Annotated in this window: 16 protein-coding genes, 1 other RNA gene and 1 pseudogene; 14 read left to right on the forward strand and 4 right to left on the reverse strand. The window is 65.8% G+C overall.

Annotated features, from left to right (window positions below):
• Positions 1 to 6 precede the first annotated feature (6 nt).
• From hemW to C0541_RS16150, 3 genes are all read left to right on the forward strand, one after another.
• Positions 7 to 1164 (forward strand): radical SAM family heme chaperone HemW, encoded by a 1158-nt coding sequence (hemW, locus tag C0541_RS16140; RefSeq protein ID WP_115049856.1) that lies wholly within the window; start codon positions 7 to 9, stop codon positions 1162 to 1164.
• A 209-nt stretch (positions 1165 to 1373) separates the two neighbouring features.
• Positions 1374 to 3806, forward strand: a complete 2433-nt coding sequence (locus tag C0541_RS16145) for a DUF1631 domain-containing protein (protein WP_115049857.1) — start codon at positions 1374 to 1376, stop codon at positions 3804 to 3806.
• The gene (locus tag C0541_RS16150) at positions 3803 to 4150 is read left to right on the forward strand and encodes a PilZ domain-containing protein (RefSeq protein ID WP_115049858.1); all 348 of its coding nucleotides are present in this window, start codon (positions 3803 to 3805) and stop codon (positions 4148 to 4150) included. The genes C0541_RS16145 and C0541_RS16150 overlap by 4 nt, the downstream gene beginning before the upstream one ends.
• A gap of 182 nt (positions 4151 to 4332) precedes the next feature.
• Here the strand turns inward: C0541_RS16150 and C0541_RS16155 are convergent, their stop codons facing one another.
• Complete coding sequence (locus C0541_RS16155) at positions 4333 to 5958, reverse strand: NEL-type E3 ubiquitin ligase domain-containing protein (RefSeq protein WP_115049859.1); 1626 nt, start codon at positions 5956 to 5958, stop codon at positions 4333 to 4335.
• A gap of 284 nt (positions 5959 to 6242) precedes the next feature.
• Here C0541_RS16155 and C0541_RS21410 point away from each other — a divergent pair.
• Positions 6243 to 6401: pseudogene (locus tag C0541_RS21410) on the forward strand (IS5/IS1182 family transposase); the annotation flags it as partial.
• Positions 6402 to 6481: 80 nt separating this feature from the next.
• On the forward strand, positions 6482 to 7810 hold the full coding sequence (pepQ, locus tag C0541_RS16165; RefSeq protein WP_115049860.1) for a Xaa-Pro dipeptidase: 1329 nt from the start codon (positions 6482 to 6484) through the stop codon (positions 7808 to 7810).
• A 715-nt stretch (positions 7811 to 8525) separates the two neighbouring features.
• On the opposite strand, the gene C0541_RS16170 is transcribed toward pepQ, so the two are convergent.
• Entirely contained in the window at positions 8526 to 9860 is a 1335-nt protein-coding gene (locus C0541_RS16170) for an aminopeptidase P N-terminal domain-containing protein (protein ID WP_115049861.1), read from the reverse strand.
• A gap of 13 nt (positions 9861 to 9873) precedes the next feature.
• Complete coding sequence (locus tag C0541_RS16175) at positions 9874 to 10416, reverse strand: YecA family protein (protein ID WP_024938111.1); 543 nt, start codon at positions 10414 to 10416, stop codon at positions 9874 to 9876.
• 237 nt (positions 10417 to 10653) lie between these two features.
• Here C0541_RS16175 and C0541_RS16180 point away from each other — a divergent pair, with 237 nt between their 5' ends.
• The 8 genes from C0541_RS16180 (at position 10654) to C0541_RS16215 (ending at position 15068) form a co-directional block, all read left to right on the forward strand.
• Positions 10654 to 10875, forward strand: a complete 222-nt coding sequence (locus C0541_RS16180; RefSeq protein WP_024938110.1) for a TIGR02449 family protein — start codon at positions 10654 to 10656, stop codon at positions 10873 to 10875.
• Positions 10872 to 11171, forward strand: a complete 300-nt coding sequence (locus tag C0541_RS16185; RefSeq protein ID WP_115049862.1) for a cell division protein ZapA — start codon at positions 10872 to 10874, stop codon at positions 11169 to 11171. Before C0541_RS16180 ends, C0541_RS16185 begins: the two co-directional genes overlap by 4 nt.
• A 96-nt stretch (positions 11172 to 11267) precedes the next feature.
• Positions 11268 to 11452: non-coding RNA, 6S RNA (gene ssrS, locus C0541_RS16190), on the forward strand.
• A 288-nt stretch (positions 11453 to 11740) separates the two neighbouring features.
• Positions 11741 to 12331, forward strand: a complete 591-nt coding sequence (locus tag C0541_RS16195; RefSeq protein ID WP_115049863.1) for a 5-formyltetrahydrofolate cyclo-ligase — start codon at positions 11741 to 11743, stop codon at positions 12329 to 12331.
• The gene (locus C0541_RS16200; protein WP_161960104.1) at positions 12328 to 12798 is read left to right on the forward strand and encodes an EVE domain-containing protein; all 471 of its coding nucleotides are present in this window, start codon (positions 12328 to 12330) and stop codon (positions 12796 to 12798) included. Before C0541_RS16195 ends, C0541_RS16200 begins: the two co-directional genes overlap by 4 nt.
• Positions 12799 to 12894: 96 nt before the next feature.
• Complete coding sequence (rpiA, locus tag C0541_RS16205; RefSeq protein WP_115049864.1) at positions 12895 to 13542, forward strand: ribose-5-phosphate isomerase RpiA; 648 nt, start codon at positions 12895 to 12897, stop codon at positions 13540 to 13542.
• A gap of 155 nt (positions 13543 to 13697) precedes the next feature.
• Complete coding sequence (locus C0541_RS16210) at positions 13698 to 14147, forward strand: DUF192 domain-containing protein (protein ID WP_115049865.1); 450 nt, start codon at positions 13698 to 13700, stop codon at positions 14145 to 14147.
• A 75-nt stretch (positions 14148 to 14222) separates the two neighbouring features.
• Complete coding sequence (locus C0541_RS16215; protein WP_115049866.1) at positions 14223 to 15068, forward strand: SirB1 family protein; 846 nt, start codon at positions 14223 to 14225, stop codon at positions 15066 to 15068.
• 97 nt (positions 15069 to 15165) lie between these two features.
• On the opposite strand, the gene C0541_RS16220 is transcribed toward C0541_RS16215, so the two are convergent.
• On the reverse strand, positions 15166 to 15405 hold the full coding sequence (locus tag C0541_RS16220; RefSeq protein ID WP_047124717.1) for a rubredoxin: 240 nt from the start codon (positions 15403 to 15405) through the stop codon (positions 15166 to 15168).
• Between the two features lie 23 nt (positions 15406 to 15428).
• On the opposite strand from C0541_RS16220, the gene thiE reads away from it, so the two are divergent.
• On the forward strand, positions 15429 to 16052 hold the full coding sequence (gene thiE, locus C0541_RS16225) for a thiamine phosphate synthase (protein ID WP_115049867.1): 624 nt from the start codon (positions 15429 to 15431) through the stop codon (positions 16050 to 16052).
• Positions 16053 to 16142: the final 90 nt, after the last annotated feature.

Genomic DNA, 16142 nt, shown 5'->3' on the forward strand with positions numbered 1-16142 from the left:
GATGCAGTGCCCGACCTGATCCCGCCCCCGCTCTCGCTGTACGTGCACCTGCCCTGGTGCGTACGCAAGTGCCCGTACTGCGACTTCAATTCGCATGCGGCCAAGGGCGTGCTGCCGTTCGAGGAGTACGTGGATGCGTTGATCCGCGACCTGGATGCGGACCTGCCGCTGGTGTGGGGGCGCGTGGTGCATTCGGTGTTCTTCGGCGGCGGCACCCCGAGCCTGTTCCCGCCCGAGGCGATCGACCGTTTCCTGCAGGCGGCCGCCGCGCGGCTGCGCTTTGCGCCGAATCTGGAGATCACCTTGGAAACCAATCCGGGCACCGCCGAGCATGGCCGCTTCGACGGCTATCGCGCCGCCGGCGTGAACCGGCTGAGCTTCGGAGTGCAGACCTTCGACGATGTGGCGCTGCAGCGGCTCGGCCGCATCCACGACAGTGCCCAGGCCGAGCGTGCGATCACGCTGGCGCAGGATGCCGGCTACGACAATTTCAATATCGACCTGATGTACGCGCTGCCCGAGCAGACCCTGGCGCAGGCCGAGCGCGATCTCGAACGCGCCTTTGCGCTGCAGCCCACCCACCTGTCGCATTACCAGCTCACGCTGGAGCCGAACACGGTGTTCTTCGCGCGGCCGCCCAAGGGCATTCCCGACGACGATGCGGCCTGGGACATCCAGGAACATTGCCAGCGCCTGCTGGCCGAGGCCGGCTACGCGCAGTACGAAGTGAGCGCCTACGCCAGGCCCGGGCGGCAATGCGCGCACAACCTCAACTACTGGCGCTTCGGCGACTACCTGGGCATCGGCGCCGGGGCGCATGGCAAGATCAGTTCCGGTGCCGAACAACATGTGCTGCGACGCTGGAAGCACAAGCATCCGCAGAGTTACCTGGCCAGCGCCGGCAGCACGGCGTCGATCGGCGGCGACGAGATCGTGCCGCGCGAGCGGCTGCCGTTCGAGTACATGCTCAACCTGCTGCGCCTGCACGAGGGCTTCGCCCTGCGCGACTTCGAGGCTTCCACCGGGCTGGCCGCGGCGGTCATCGACCTGCCGGTGGCGCGCGCGATCGCGCAAGGCTGGATGACCGCGCAGGACGGACGCGTGGTGCCGACCGAGCTGGGCCGCCGCTTCACCAACGACGTGGTCGAGCTGTTCCTGGCCTGAGCGCGGCAATCGCGCCGCCGCGCAACGCCCCAGCCACGCTGCGCTCAATGACGCATGCGACAGCGCCGGGCACAGATCCGCCGAGTGCGCGCCACGCGCCTGTTCCGCACCAGCACAGCGGACAGGCGCGTCCGGCGCCCGCGTGGTCGCTGAGCGATGGGAAAACATGCTACATAGCTCACGCCTCGCATCGAGCCTGCCTCCCCCGGATGTCCACTCCCGCCTCCTCCCTGCAGCCCACGCTCAGCGGCCCGATCGCCGATGCGCCGGTGTCCGTGCGCGGCCGGCGCCTGCTCGCCGCGCTGCACGCGCACTGCGTGCAGGCGCTCGGCGGGCCGCTGCGGCTGACCATCGTCGAGCTGGAACGCGAGCTACTGCATCAGGCCGAGCATGCCCGCAACAGCCAGATCCAGGCCGAAGCCTATGCGCAGACCCGTGGCCTGCGCGATCACATCGACCGGTTTCCACAGGTATTCCTGCAGCAGCTGGCGCAGGACCTGGCCACGCTGCGCGATCGCCCGTCGCTGACGCCGGCAGCCGACGCAGCAGCGCACGCGCATCCGCAGCTGCTCACCCTGGTGGAAGACACCGATATCGATCGCGATATCGTGCTCAGCGAGATTGCGCGCCGCGAGACCTCCCGCAGGGCCGATGCACTGCAATTGCTGGCACAGCGGGTGGCGGTGATCGGCGCGGTGGCCGAGTTCGAACTGGAAGCCGTGCCATTGGGCCCATACGCCCTGTGCCGCGCGTTGCGCCAGTGCGGCCAGACCCTGGGGCTGAGCCTGGACGGGCAGCTGACGCTCTACCGCGTGTTCGAGCGCCAGGTGATCGAGCGTTTGAACGACCTGTACGAGCGCGCCAACGCCGCACTCGCGCAGGAAGGCATCCTGCCGGGACTGATCTATCACCCGTACCTGGTCAAGCCCACGCATGTGCAGACGCGGCGTACAGCACCTGCATCGGCCACCGCAGCGAAGGACGCTGCGGCCGCCAGCCCACGCGCGATGCCGCCGCGCAACGGGCGGCCTGCAACCGGCTGGAGCGGGCAATCGGCACCGACACCATGGCAGAGCGCCTTGCTGGGCCCGCCCGATGTTCCGCTCACGCTGGCAGCGGCGACCTACGGCGACCAGGCGGCACCTGCACCGCGCGATGCCGTGCAGGCGCTTGGCGGCCTGATGGCGTCGGCGCGGCAGTCGCAGGCAGCCGGCAACGTCGGCGCGGTTGCGGCGCAAAACGCTGCAAATCACCGCGCAGCGCCGGCGCCAGACGCGCAGGCGACGCCTGAAGCAGCCCCTGCCCAGCGTGCCGCCATGGCCGTGCCCGACGCTGCCCTCGGCGATGCACTGGCCAGCCTGCAAGGCCCGCTGGCCGCGCAGGCAGCGGCAGCCTCGCAGCCCGGCGGCATCGATGCGGTACAACGCCAGGTGCTGGCGTTGCTGCAGGCCCGACACGGCCCGGACGCCGCGCTGTCGCCGCAGCACACCGACACCTTCGATCTGCTCGGCCTGCTCTACGCGCAGATGCAACGCGAAGTGCGCCCGCAGACCCCGGCGCAGGCCCTGCTCGCCAAATTGCAGGTGCCGGTGGTGCGCGCGGCGTTGGCCGATACGCATTTTTTCGTCCGCGACCAGCACCCGGTGCGCGAACTGCTCAACACCGTGGCCGAGTCCGGCGCGGTCTGGCTGGGCGAGGACGATGTCGACCCGCAGCTGCTGCACAAGCTGGCCAGCGCGGTGGACAGGATCGTCAACGACTATCAGGGCGACGAGGCCGTGTTCGCCGCGGCCAACGACGAGATCCAGGCGCATCTGCGCACATTGGCGCGCAAGGCCGACCTCGCCGAGCGGCGCCATGTGGATGCCGCGCGCGGCAAGGAGCGGCTGGAGTCGGCCAAGCAGCAGGCCGAGGCGCGCATCGAGCAGCTGTGCGAGCACAGCGCCCCGCCGCGCTTCGTGCAGGCGCTGCTGCGTCAGGCCTGGTCGGACGTACTGACGCTGACGCTGCTGCGCCAGGGCGAGCAATCGCCCGAGTGGGACGAGCGCCTGGCGCTGACCGCGCGCATCGCCGAAGTCACCTGCCGCAGCAAGGGGCAGCCCGCCGACATCGCGCTCGGCACCGAGATCGACACCGCGCTGCTGCAGGTCGGCTACCACCACGATGAAGCGGCGGCGATCGCGCGGCGCCTGTCCACGCCCGGTGGCGAGGACGAGACGACCTCGCGCACCGAACTCGCCGCCAGGCTCAAGACGCGCACGCGGCTGGGTGACCAGGGCGGCAGCGCCCCGCGCAATGACATCGCCGCCCCGCGTTCGGCGGCCGAGGAGGCGTGCTATGCGCAGCTGCAGGGCCTGCCGTTCGGCAGCTGGTTCGAATTCGTGATCAACCAGCAGGGCGACCTGCGTCGGCAACGGATGTCCTGGTATAGCCCGATGACCGGCAACGCGCTGTTCGTCAATCAGCGCGGACAGAAGATCGGCGAGCACTCGCTGGATGGCCTGTCGCGACTGATGGCCGGCGGCCAGGCGCGCCTGCTGGTCGAAGAGAAATCGCGCCTGATCGATCGCGCCTGGCAGGCCACCGTGCGCACGCTGCGCAGCCTGGCCGGCCAGTCGCCCGCTGCCGAGGCCGCCCCATGATCCAGGACACCCGCCGCGCACCACGCCGCCAGCCGTCCGACCTGGTACCGGTGACCGACATGCTCAGCGAGGCGCAGATCGGCCGGGTGGGCAATGTCTCGGAAACCGGCATGCTGCTGCTGGCCTCGGTTCCGCTGCACGACGACGCCCTGTATCAATTGCGCTTCAGCCTGCCCGAGCGCATCGGCCGCGCCACCGAGATCGATGTCGGCGTGCACCTGTTGTGGACCGAAGCCGCGCACGCCCCCGGACAGGCCTGGGCCGGCTTCCGCTTCCTGACCATGTCCGAGCCGCATCGCCAACGCCTGCGCGCCTGGATCGCCGAAGAACACATGGCCGGCTGAGAGTGACTGTCAAAGCGACTGCGCTCACCAGCAGGCCAGTGCTTGGAACCGGCGTGTACCACTCCTACACACGGCGATTCTGAGTATGTAAACACCTGCTCGGTTCACCGGCGCCCCGCAAGGGATACTCAAGTGTCCACGACACGTCCGCGATTCACGCGGATCGACACCTGTGGCCTTGGCTAACCAGGGACATCTGAGCGGACTTTTTTCCGAAGCCAGGCGTTTTCCGCCGCGTTCGTGCGATTTTGATAATCTGCAGCAAGTTCGTTATACCTTACCATCTGAGCCACATGCGCATCATCGCCGGGCCCTGGTTCCGCGCTCCAAAATGGATCATTTTCGAACGACTTCATCAATGCCTCGTATTCATCGGCATACAGCTGCTTGACCCCGGCTCTCCACGTCTCGTTAGCCAACAGGAAGTCACCCAATGTATCTTTATCCCGTTCACTCGCGCGAACAGAGCTTGCCAGCGCCTCAAAATCGGCCGTAGTCAACACACTGACGATATTGAATATCATTGATGACGGCATGTTCGGCAGATCAAGCTCCTCGCGCAACATCACCTTGGCATGCATCATCGTTTCTACCGGTTCATCTGCAAGCATATTCAACTTATTCATAAGCTCCGCCCTCCTGAGTACTTGCTCTTCACTTACTGGTGGTAGCCGATGATAATCTTGCGAGTTCTGATCAAGATATTGCATCCACTGAAAAAGATTTTGCGACATGGGGTCACCCGGTATGGGTTCAATTTGCCCTGACTGGTACATCGCAACAATGTCGGAACACACCTGGCCAACTTCCTGCTCAAACGTCGCAGGGTCTGAGTCCCCTGATTGGTCAACCCTGGCCATCAGCTCCCCGATCCTCGAATCAAATGGAGCCAGCTGCGTCCAATGCTGCAACAGGATCGATGTGCTGGTTTGGATAGCCGTCAAGCAAGCCTGTCGCTGAACTTCAGTCGGATCTGATGAATACTGTTCAAGCTCTGTCTTACAGGCCTCAATGGACTGGTGGATGAAACGATGCACTTCCGACTCAAGCGTATACAGGCGAAACTGCTGCCCCGCCCAAGCCTGCAACCCGGCAGCATCGAGCCGTCCTTGTTTCACGGCTAGCGACAACTGGTGATTACGAACAGTATTGACAATGGCCGAAAATCCGGTTGAAACGTTGTCATCGCATGTCCCAAGCGCACTCTCAGCCATCGCAAAGACCAGCTCGCGCAATTCAGGATCTGCTGCGACGGCGTTGATCACTTCCGCTCCCAGCTGCAGCACCTCACCCTTCTCAATTTCCGACTGGTTCGCTGTTGCTTCATAGCGCTTGTTGAGAAGCTCGGAAAACTGGCCCGCGTTAAACTCAGTATCGAACGCGTGCGGGTTTTCCAGGCACGGCTGGCAGGCATCTGTCAGCCAATGATCGATTCGCTCCCCGAGAGCGCGCGGCGACGATTCGTATGCCCCCACCATTTGCAAATCCTCGTGGATCTGCAATGCGCGCATTGAATCGGCCCAGGCCACGATATCAACCACTTCCGCAGAGGACGAGGACGGAGCCGCCGCGCCGGCAGTGCCAGCCGTGTGACCGTGGACAGGTGAAGATGACTGAGCACGGGAACGCGACGGAGATCCAGGCCGGGAAGAAAGGCCAGCCAGCGGACCGGCGCCGACGTGAGCAGGGGTCTCGGATTGCGGCGACGAGGCGGGTTCAGCAGCATGCTGCTGATACGCCGGATCATCGACCGGCACCCGGCTCGTTGAAGGCGCACTGGACAACGAAGAAGTGGGAAGCCGTGACATGAGCTGCTAGCCTTCAGTCAAGTGTATTGGCGCAATGGCGACAAACGGAAAATTCCACACAGATCGCATTGGTTTGAATCATTCGTCTCCGTCATGCCTTACCGCATCAGTGCGACCACGCTAGTGGACATACACGCTGCATCCCGACACACAGCCGAAGAGGCTCTTCCAGCTGCGAAGAGTGCATGGCGCGACACGCGTTGAGAGGGTGTTCATATAATCCACAATAACTGCACCTCCTCACGACCAGCCCATCTGAATGGTCCGCCCACCGGGAATTCCGGGGATTGGGGGTGCTGGCCAAGCATCGGGTGGTCGAGCGCACGCATGCCTGGAACGACCGTGCACGCCCACTGGTCATGCACCACGGGCGGCTACCCAAGGTTGCCGAGGCTGGGGTACGGCTGGCCCACGCACGAGTGCTGCTGGCGCGGTTGACTAGTTGCCCCCCCCAGGCGCAGCGCCGTTGCAAGGATTGCGGCAAAATTGCGCACTGTCTTTGCATTGCCTATCGAGCCCCCGCATGACCCAGCCCTCCTTGAGCAGCCTGTACCACGACCACCTGCGCACGCTTACCGCGCGCGCCGACGCCGCGCTGCAGCGCGGGGGCTTCGATCATCTGGTGGTGCCCAGCGGCAGCCTGCATTACCAGGTGTTCGACGACCGCGATTACCCGTACGCGGTCAATCCGCAGTTCAAGGCTTGGGTGCCGCTGACGCGGGTGCCCGACAGCTGGCTGGTCTACACCCCGGGCAAGCGTCCGACGCTGATCTTCTGCCAGCCGCAGGACTACTGGCATGTGGTGCCCGACGCCCCCAGCGGCTGGTGGGTGGACCACTGCGACATCCACATCATCCGCACCCCGGACCAAGCCCTGGCGCTGCTGCCCAGGCAAATCGAGCGTTGCGCCATCCTGGGCGAGGCGCAGAGCGCGCTCGGTGCCTATGTGCCGAACAATCCGCAGCCGGTGCTCGATTACCTGGAGTATCAGCGCGCCTTCAAGACGCCCTACGAACTGACCTTGATGCGCATCGCCCAGCAACTGGCGGTACGCGGCCACCGCGCGGCCGAAGCGGCCTTCCGCGCCGGCCAGAGCGAATTCGGCATCCACATGGCCTATTGCGCCGCCGTCGGCCAGGATGCCAACGAGCTGCCGTACGGCAACATCATCGCGCTCAACGAACACGGTGCAGTGCTGCACTACACCGAGCTCGGCCAGCAGCCGCCGCAGCCGCTGCGCAGCTTTTTGATCGACGCCGGCGCCTCGGCCTACGGCTATGCCAGCGACATCACCCGCAGCTATGCCGCCGACCCCGGCAGCGAATTCCAGGCGCTGATCGATGCGGTCGATGCCGCGCAGATCCGCATGGGCCAGAACGTGCGCGCCGGGGTGGATTACAAGCAACTGCATGTGGATGCGCATCTGGCCTTGATGGGCATCCTCAAGGACTTCGGCATCCTCACCGTGTCGCCGGAAGCTGCGCTCGCCACCGGCGTCAGCGCCGCGTTCTTCCCGCACGGCCTGGGCCATCTGATCGGCCTGCAGGTGCATGACGTGGCCGGTTTTGCGGCCAGTGACCGCGGCGGGCGCATCGAACGCCCGGATGGCCACCCGTATCTGCGCCTGACCCGCGTGCTGGAACCGGGCATGGTGGTCACCATCGAACCGGGCGTGTACTTCATCGACATGCTGCTGGACGAAGTGAAGAAAAACGGCCACGCCGCCAGCATCGACTGGCAGCGCGTGGAGCAGTTCAAACCGTATGGCGGCATTCGCATCGAAGATGAAGTGGTGTGCACCGACGACGCGCCGGAAAACCTGACGCGCCCGGTGTTTGCCGCACTCACCTGATGCATTTTATCAGCGTGGAAACACATTGCCAGCAACTGGTGGTCGATCTCAGGGGTTGTCTTGGCACGTCCAATTGCTGGCGACGAAAAATTTGCCTATGAGAGTTCTATTGATCACCCTAAATTCGGTCAAGCTCAACGACCGCGTCTTTGGATGACTAACCTTGCATTTGTCCCAGGCCAATTGCCAGTGAGAAGCGAAGACCTGTTTCGAAGTGATCGATGATCCAGCTGCTGCGGGGCCAGACGCGTTGGCCACAACTCTCACCGGCCCAAGCGGAGCCCCCATGACGGGTGCAACTGCGAGCATCGTGGTCAAGGCCAGGACGGCGATGCCTAATCCACCGCGCGGCATCCTTCTGTTGAGTATTCGGCACTGCATATCGCGGTCTCCAAGAAGTGGGTAGAGTGCAAACCTTGCGATGGTGTGGAGTCACAAGACACGCCGGGTCGCCGTCCCCACCGAACCTAACTCAACGCCTGCATCCTCACGTGGGCACGCTTCGCTATCCGAATCACGCGTGCGCGTCATTTGCAGAACGTGACCCTCCTTCGAACTGCATCGCACCAGCCAGCAAACGCGGGCGCCCGCCACCCTGAACATCGTGGCGCCGGCTTGAGCGACCTCCGCGCGTGTGCGGGACTGACTCGACAGCGACGCGATGTAGTGCAGTGCGCTGTTATCCAGGCCCTACTTGTCCTTGCATCTGTCCGCGTCACTGCGGCCGAGTCGCAGCCATCTCCGCTTCGATTTCCTCGGCGCTGCGCGCCAAGGCATCGGTCAGCACGCGGTGGCCGTCGGCAGTGATCAGCACGTTGTCTTCGGTGCGAATGCCGATGCCGCGCCACCGGGCCTCCACCGAGGTGTCGTCGGCGGACACATAGAGCCCCGGTTCGATGGTGAACACCATGCCGGGCTCGAGCAGACGCGAGTCGCCGGCCAACCGGTAGTCGCCCACATCGTGCACGTCCAGCCCCAGCCAGTGGCCGGTCTTGTGGCGGTAGAAGCGCTTGTAATGGCCATCGGCGACGTTGCGCTCCAGCTTGCCCTTGAGCAGGCCCAGCTGCAGCAATCCTTCGGTCAGCGTCTGCACCGCCACCAGATGCCCGGCTTCGTAAGGCACGCCGGGGCGCGCCTGTGCAAGTGCGGCAGCCTGCGCCGCGCCGACCAGATCATGCAGCGCGCGTTGCGCGGGGGTAAAACGGCCGTTGACCGGGAAGGTGCGGGTGATATCGGCCGCGTAGCCGCGGTATTCGGCACCGGCATCGATCAGCACCAGCTCGCCATCGCGGCTGCGCGCGTTGTTGGCACGGTAATGCAGCACGCAGGCATTGCTGCCGGTGCCGACGATGCTGCCGTACGCCGGCCACGCATCGGCGGCGCGGAATTCGCGCTCCACCTCGGCCTGCAGTGCGTACTCATGCATGCCCGGCTGCGCCAGCCGCATGGCGGCGCGATGGGCGCGCACGCTGATGTCGGCGGCGTGCTGCATCAAGGCGATCTCGTCGCGCGACTTGAACAGCCGTTGCTCGTGCAGCAGATGCCCGAGCTCGAGGAATTCGTGCGGTGGCTGCGCACCGTGGCGCACCTGCTCGCGCACGCGCTTGAGCCAGCCGATCAGCTTGAGGTCGAAGTCCACGTCGCGCCCGAAGTGGTAATAGACGCGGCTGCGCCCTTCCAGCAGGCCCGGCAGGATCTCGTCGACATCGTCGATGGGATAGGCATCGTCCATGCCGTAGCGCTCCACCGCGCCTTCCTGGCCCTCGCGCGGGCCATCCCACGCTTCGCGCTCGGCATCACGCTCGCGGCAGAACAGGATCGCCTCGCCATGCTTGCGGCCCGGCACCAGCACCAGCACCGCCTCCGGCTCGGGAAAGCCGCTCAGGTACCAGAAATCCGAATCCTGCCGGTACGGGTAATGGGTGTCGTGGCTGCGCACCCGCTCGGGTGCGGCCGGCAGGATCAGGATGGCCTGATCGCCGGCCATCTGCATCAGCTGCTTGCGCCGGCGCGCGTACTCGGCCGCGCCGATCCCGGTGAGCTTCTTCATATCGGGGCGACGATCAGTTCAGACGCTGGCGGAAGCGCGGCCCCATCACGCAGTCGCCATGCAGCAACAGCACCGCCACACGCACGAACTCTTCGATCTCCGCCAGGGCGGTGTCGTCCTCATCGGCCGCATCGAAATCGTCGCTGGACGCCTGCGCCAGCCGCGCCAGGTCCTGCAGCGCCTCTTCGCCCTCTTCGGTCAGTGCGGGGCGCTGCTGCGCCGCCAGGCCGAAGCCGCCCAGAAAGGCGCGACACCAGTCGAACAAGGCATCGGTGCGCGCCGCCAGCGGTGCACCGTCGTCGATCAGCAGCAGCTCGAAGGCGAAATCGCGGTCTTCCAGCTGCGCCACCGTGGCCTGACGCATCTGGTCCAGCGCCCCGCCCTGCCTGGGCGCCACCTGCGCGGTGTCGGCCAGGATGCGCGCCAGCCAGTCGCCACTGTCGGCACCCCCGCCGGACAGCCAACCGCACAATCCACCATGCAACTCCGCTGCGGAGGAAGCCAGCTCCAGCTGGCGACTTTCGTTTTGCACGGCGGTTACATCGGGCAGATCCATCGGGTCATCCAGGCTGGGAACGGAAGGTACCGGCACGGGCGCCGGCGATGTGACTCCCCAGTGTATCAAGGCACCCTGCATCGGCCGCCAGCGGCACGTTCCATGCAGCGTTCCACGCGCATGACGCCGGCTGGGCCGAGGCCCGTGCCAACCCTTGTCGGGGTTGGCCCGACGGCGGGTGAGCGGGCGGCAACCGGGCGCTTGACCGCCGCGCGCACGCGCCCCTATCGTGAGCAGATGGACAACGCCGCTGCCCTCGCCCAGATCCGCGCACTTGCCGCCCGTGTGGAGGCCCTGGTCGAGCGCAGCCAGCGGTTGACCGACGAGAACCGCAGCCTGCGCCATCAGCAGGAACAGTTGATCGGCGAGCGCGCGCAACTGCTGACCAAGAACGAGCAGGCGCGCTCGCGCGTGGAAGCGATGATCGTGCGATTGAAATCCCTGGAGCAGCACACGTGAGCACCAACGAGCCGGTCAGCGTGCGTATTCTGGATCGTGAATACACGGTTGGCGTCACTGCCGAGGAACGCGAGAGCCTCACCGCTGCGGCGCGCCTGCTGGACCTGCGCATGCGCGAGATTCGCGGCAGCAATCGCATGGCGGCGGTGGACCGCGTGGCGGTGTTGGCCGCACTCAACCTGGCGCACGAATTGCAGCAGCTGCGCGATCAGCAGGCACGCTACGACCGCGAACTGGCCAGTACGCTGGACAACTTGAATCGCCGCCTGGACAGCGTCGCCGACACGCCGCGTTGAGCTGCAGTTCGCACTGTCGTCGCAAATATGAACTTTCAATTGCGCCGGCCGACGAATGGGCTAGCCATCGCGCAGCAGAGGTCTATACTTCACCTGCGTTCTCTGCTGTAAACGACAGCGTGCAAAACATTCGCCTTGTCCCTTAATTACGACCACGGGGGCGCGACGAAGCCGGGAGTGCAAGTCCGCCTTGTAGCGGGAAGCCCGATGGCCTCACAACGTCCCCACTTGAACCCCGGGTTCAAGGTCGTTTCGCCCGCATCGTTCACGGCGGAGAATGCAAGTCTGAAACGGCGCCTTCGGGCGCCGTTTCTTTTTGCGTGCCTGGAACATCTTGTGTGCCTGGAACATCCGGCATGCGCGCGCAGCGCGGCTGCGCCACTGCGGCGATCACTGCGTCCGGACATGATGCGTGCATGCGCGACGCGCAACCCGGCCACCGCTTCACGCACATGCGCTCAGCGACAGGCCAGAGCCGTGCAGGAGCTGGCAATCCGTCGATACACACGCACTAGGCAGGCGCATCCACGCCATCGACAATACCGGCCTGCCTATCGCTGCGAGACACCATGACCGACGACCGAGATGCCTTGCGCCAGCAGTTGCGCGCACTGCGCCGCAGCCTGCCGGCGACGCAGCGACTGGCGGCCGCCGATGCGCTGGCCGAGCGCCTGCTGGCGCTGCCGTTTGCGCCGCAGACCGGTGCGGTGGCCGGGTACTGGGCGATGGATGGCGAAATCGCGCTGCACCGTTGGCAACTGAGCCTGCCGGCCGGCGTGCGTTACTGCCTGCCGGTGCTGGACGGGCGTATGTTGCGCTTTGCGCCGTGGCGGCCGGGGCAGGGCCTGGTCAGCAATCGCTACGGCATCCCCGAGCCGGACGTGCAACGCACCGACCTGCTGGCACCCGAGGAGATGGCGCTGGTGGTCACGCCGTTGACCGGCTTCGACGCGCAGTGCCGTAGGCTGGGCATGGGAGGCGGCTGGTATGATCGCAGCTTCGCGTTCCGGCATCGCCAGACGCCGCCGCCCTGGCTGGTCGGCGCCGGCTTCGCCGCGCAGCAGCTGCCCGCCTTGCCCACCGAGTCGTGGGATGTGGCAGTGGATGCGATCTGCACCGAACACGCCACCTTCCTGAAGGACAACGCCGTTTCCGTATGACTGCCCGCAAGCGCTACTGGTTGATGAAGTCCGAGCCGGACACGTTTTCCATCGATGATCTGGAGCGCGTCGGCACCGAGCCGTGGAACGGCGTGCGCAATTACCAGGCGCGCAACTTCATGCGCGACGGCATGCAGGTCGGCGACGGGGTGTTTTTCTACCACTCCAACTGCAAGGTGCCGGGCATTGTCGGCATTGCCAGGGTCGCCAGCGCAGCATATCCGGACGACACCCAGTTCGATCCCAAGTCCGACTACCACGACCCCAAGGCCACCCGTGAAGATCCGCGCTGGATGCTGGTGGACGTGGCCTTCGAACGCAAACTCAAGCGCACCATCGCACTGGACGAGATCAAGCAACAGGCCGATGCGCTGGGCGAAGGCTTCCCGCTGATCGCCCGCGGCAACCGCCTGTCGATCCTGCCGGTGACCGCCGCGCAGTGGAAATTGCTGCTGGCGATGGAATAGCCGGGATTGGGGATTGGGGATTGGCCCCCTGCCCGCCCGCGTTGCACCGCTTTGACGAATCCCGAATCCCCAATCTCTAATCCCGAGCTCTTACCCATGTCCGAAGCAAAACGCCTGGCCGCCGAAAAAGCGATCGATTACGTGGAAGACGGCATGATCGTCGGCGTCGGTACCGGCTCGACGGTGGCCTATTTCATCGATGCCCTGGGCCGCATCAGCCATCGCATCAAGGGCGCGGTGTCCAGCTCCGAGCAGAGCAGCGCGCACCTCCGGCGCCATGGCATCGAGGTGCTGGACCTCAACCACACCGGCAACCTGTCGCTGTATGTGGATGGCGCCGACGAGTGCGACCCGAACCGCTGCCTGATCAAGGGCGGCGGCGCGGCGCTGACCCGCGAGAAGATCATCGCCGAGGCCAGCGAGCGCTTCATCTGCATCGTCGACCCGAGCAAGCAGGTGCCGGTGCTGGGCAGGTTCCCGCTGCCGGTGGAGGTGATTCCGATGGCACGCAGCCTGGTGGCCCGCCAGATCCTGGCGCTCACCGGCGGCCAGCCGGTATGGCGCGACGGCGTGGTCACCGACAACGGCAACGTGGTGCTGGACGTGCACAACCTGCAGATCACCGACCCGGTGGCGCTGGAGCGCAGCCTGAACCAGATTCCCGGCGTGGTCTGCGTCGGCCTGTTCGCGCGTCGCCCGGCCGATGTGGTGATCGTCGGCGGCGAGCCGCCACGGGTGATCTGAGCGATCGCATGCGCATACGCGCAGTTGCAGCCCGGTTTGCGAAGCGACCACGGGCCTGAGCGATCACATGCAATGACCGTACAGCGCGCCACACCTGCTTGACGCACGCGGCCGCTTGGCAGATGGTGCGGCATCCCCGCCCGCTGGTATGCCGCATGCGTCGTCTTCGTTTTCTCGCCCTTGCGTCCTTGATCCTGCTCGGCGGCTGCGCCAGCAGCGGCGGCAGCTGGGTGGAACTGGCCGGCACGCGCTACCAGGTGGAGCTGGCGCAAAACGATGCCGACCGCGCCAAAGGCCTGATGTTTCGCGATGCCATGCCCGACGATCACGGCATGCTGTTCGTCCACGACCGCCAGGAACCGCTGGCGTACTGGATGAAGAACACCAAGATCGCGCTGGACATCCTGTATTTCGACGAGGAGCGCCGGCTGGTCTCGCAGCAGCGCGACGTGCCGCCGTGTTCGGCCGGCGATGCCTGCCCGCCCTACCCCAGCAAGCGTCCGGCCCGTTACGTGCTGGAACTCAATGCCGGCCAGGCCGCCAGGATCAACCTGCAGGACGGCGCCACATTGACCCTGAGCCCGGACATCCCAAAGCTCAAGTAAATCTCATACGACAGGCCGTTGCTGTCAGGAAGTACCGGACTTGAACCCGGCGCCGCTTGCCGACACTCTTGGGGCATGGTCGATATGCTCCCACTTCCCCATTGGACTGCGCTCGCCAGCCTGGACGACGATGCCGTGCCGTTGATGTCCACCGCGCTGCTGATCGCGCGCGACGAGTACCCGCAGCTGGACGCCGAGCTGTACGACACGCTGGTGCAAAGCCACGTCGAGCATCTGCGCCGCGAGGTGGAGGCGATCGACCTGTGGCCGTTGAAGATGGCCGCGGTCAATCGCTATCTGTTCGACGAGCTGGGCTATTCAGGCAATCACGACGAGTACTACGACCCGCGCAACAGCTACCTCAACCAGGTGTTCGAGCGCCGCCTGGGCAACCCGATCTCGCTGGCGATGGTGCAGATCGAGGTCGCGCGCCGGCTGGGCATTCCGCTGGCGGGCGTGTCGTTTCCCGGGCATTTCCTGGTGCGCCTGCCGGTGGACGACGGCGTGCTGGTCATGGATCCGTTCAACGGCGGCCGCCCGCTGGGCGTGGACGAGCTGCGCGAGCGTGCGCGTCCGCACCTGGGTGGCGAGATTCCCGACGACCGCGCCCTGGCGCAGATCCTCGACCCCGCGCCGCACCGCGCGATCCTGATCCGCATCCTGCGCAATCTGCACGGCGTCTATGCCGATGCCGAGCATTGGGACCGCGCCGCACGCAGCGCCGACCGCATCCTGAAGCTGGTGCCGGACCAGCCCGAGGCGCTACGCGATCGCGGTCTGGCCTATCTGCATCTGGGCCATCGCAACGGCGCACGCCACGATCTGTCGCGCTACCTGCAGCTCAATCCCGGCGCGCAGGACGCGGCCAATCTGCACGAACATCTGGTCGAATTGAACAGCCAGCGCGCGCGGGCGCACTGAAAAGCATCGCCTGTCCGGCCGTGGCCGGCACTGTGCCCACCCGCGCAGGCGATGTCATGGCGCGCAAAGCGCAGCCACCCGGCTGGGCAGCCAAGGCTCAGTCGATCTCGACCATCTCGAAGTCGTCCTTGGTCACGCCGCAATCGGGGCAGGTCCAGGTGTCGGGAACGTCTTGCCAGGCGGTGCCCGGGGCGATGCCTTCTTCGGGGATGCCGTCGGCCTCGTGGTAGAGAAACCCGCAGACGACGCACATCCAGGTGCGGTAGGTGGTCGTGGATGTCTCGCTCATCGGATAATCGCGGTCACGCAACGGTGGGACTGCATTGTCCCATCCCACCCACCGCTTCCGGAAGCGCTGCCATGCCCGACCTGCACAACGCCCGCGGCGTCTACCTCATCACACCCGACGAACCCGACACCGCGCGCCTGCTCGCGCGCACATTGCCGCTGCTGCCCGCGGTCGCCTGGCTGCAGTACCGCAACAAGCAGGCCAGCGCCGCGCTACGCCTGGAGCAGGCCAGCGCGCTGCAGGCGGCCTGCGCCGCGCACGCCGTGCCGTTGATCGTCAACGACGATGCGCAGTTGGCGTTGCAGGTGGGCGCGCAGGGCGTGCACCTGGGTGAAGACGACGGCGAGGTAGCGACCGCGCGTGCGCTGTTGGGCGCACAGGCCATCATCGGCGTGTCGTGCTACGACGAGATCGCGCGTGCGCACGCAGCGGTCGCGGCCGGTGCCAGCTACGTGGCCTTCGGTGCGTTCTTCCCCACCACCACGAAGGTGACGACACGTCGCGCCACGCCCGCGTTGCTACAGCAAGCGGGAGAACTGGGAGTACCGCGGGTGGCGATCGGCGGAATTGCCGCTGCGCAGGTACCCGCGTTGGTGGCTGCGGGCGCCGAGTTGATTGCGGTGGTGAGCGGCGTCTATGCCGCGCCGGATCCGCTCGCGGCAGTGCATGCCTATCGGGCCGGGTTTGCACGGTAGCGTGGCTGGCAGGTAACAGACAACAACCGTGGCGGGCCACGCGCGCTAGCGAAGACACCGGAAACCAGGATTCGAGTCGAAGCATCGTTT

Origin of the sequence: Xanthomonas arboricola (genome assembly GCF_003353015.1) — a bacterium.
In the GTDB taxonomy this organism is placed as follows: Bacteria; Pseudomonadota; Gammaproteobacteria; order Xanthomonadales; family Xanthomonadaceae; genus Xanthomonas; species Xanthomonas arboricola_E.

Bases quoted from the DNA above. Each gene is read 5' to 3' on its own strand.
- C0541_RS16145 (WP_115049857.1), top strand. From the start codon at position 1,374: ATGTCCACTCCCGCCTCCTCCCTGCAGCCCACGCTCAGCGGCCCGATC.
- C0541_RS16150 (WP_115049858.1), top strand. From the start codon at position 3,803: ATGATCCAGGACACCCGCCGCGCACCACGCCGCCAGCCGTCCGACCTG.
- C0541_RS16155 (WP_115049859.1), bottom strand. From the start codon at position 5,958: ATGTCACGGCTTCCCACTTCTTCGTTGTCCAGTGCGCCTTCAACGAGC.
- pepQ (WP_115049860.1), top strand. From the start codon at position 6,482: ATGACCCAGCCCTCCTTGAGCAGCCTGTACCACGACCACCTGCGCACG.
- C0541_RS16170 (WP_115049861.1), bottom strand. From the start codon at position 9,860: ATGAAGAAGCTCACCGGGATCGGCGCGGCCGAGTACGCGCGCCGGCGC.
- C0541_RS16175 (WP_024938111.1), bottom strand. From the start codon at position 10,416: ATGGATCTGCCCGATGTAACCGCCGTGCAAAACGAAAGTCGCCAGCTG.
- C0541_RS16180 (WP_024938110.1), top strand. From the start codon at position 10,654: ATGGACAACGCCGCTGCCCTCGCCCAGATCCGCGCACTTGCCGCCCGT.
- C0541_RS16195 (WP_115049863.1), top strand. From the start codon at position 11,741: ATGACCGACGACCGAGATGCCTTGCGCCAGCAGTTGCGCGCACTGCGC.
- C0541_RS16200 (WP_161960104.1), top strand. From the start codon at position 12,328: ATGACTGCCCGCAAGCGCTACTGGTTGATGAAGTCCGAGCCGGACACG.
- rpiA (WP_115049864.1), top strand. From the start codon at position 12,895: ATGTCCGAAGCAAAACGCCTGGCCGCCGAAAAAGCGATCGATTACGTG.
- C0541_RS16210 (WP_115049865.1), top strand. From the start codon at position 13,698: ATGCGTCGTCTTCGTTTTCTCGCCCTTGCGTCCTTGATCCTGCTCGGC.
- C0541_RS16215 (WP_115049866.1), top strand. From the start codon at position 14,223: ATGGTCGATATGCTCCCACTTCCCCATTGGACTGCGCTCGCCAGCCTG.
- thiE (WP_115049867.1), top strand. From the start codon at position 15,429: ATGCCCGACCTGCACAACGCCCGCGGCGTCTACCTCATCACACCCGAC.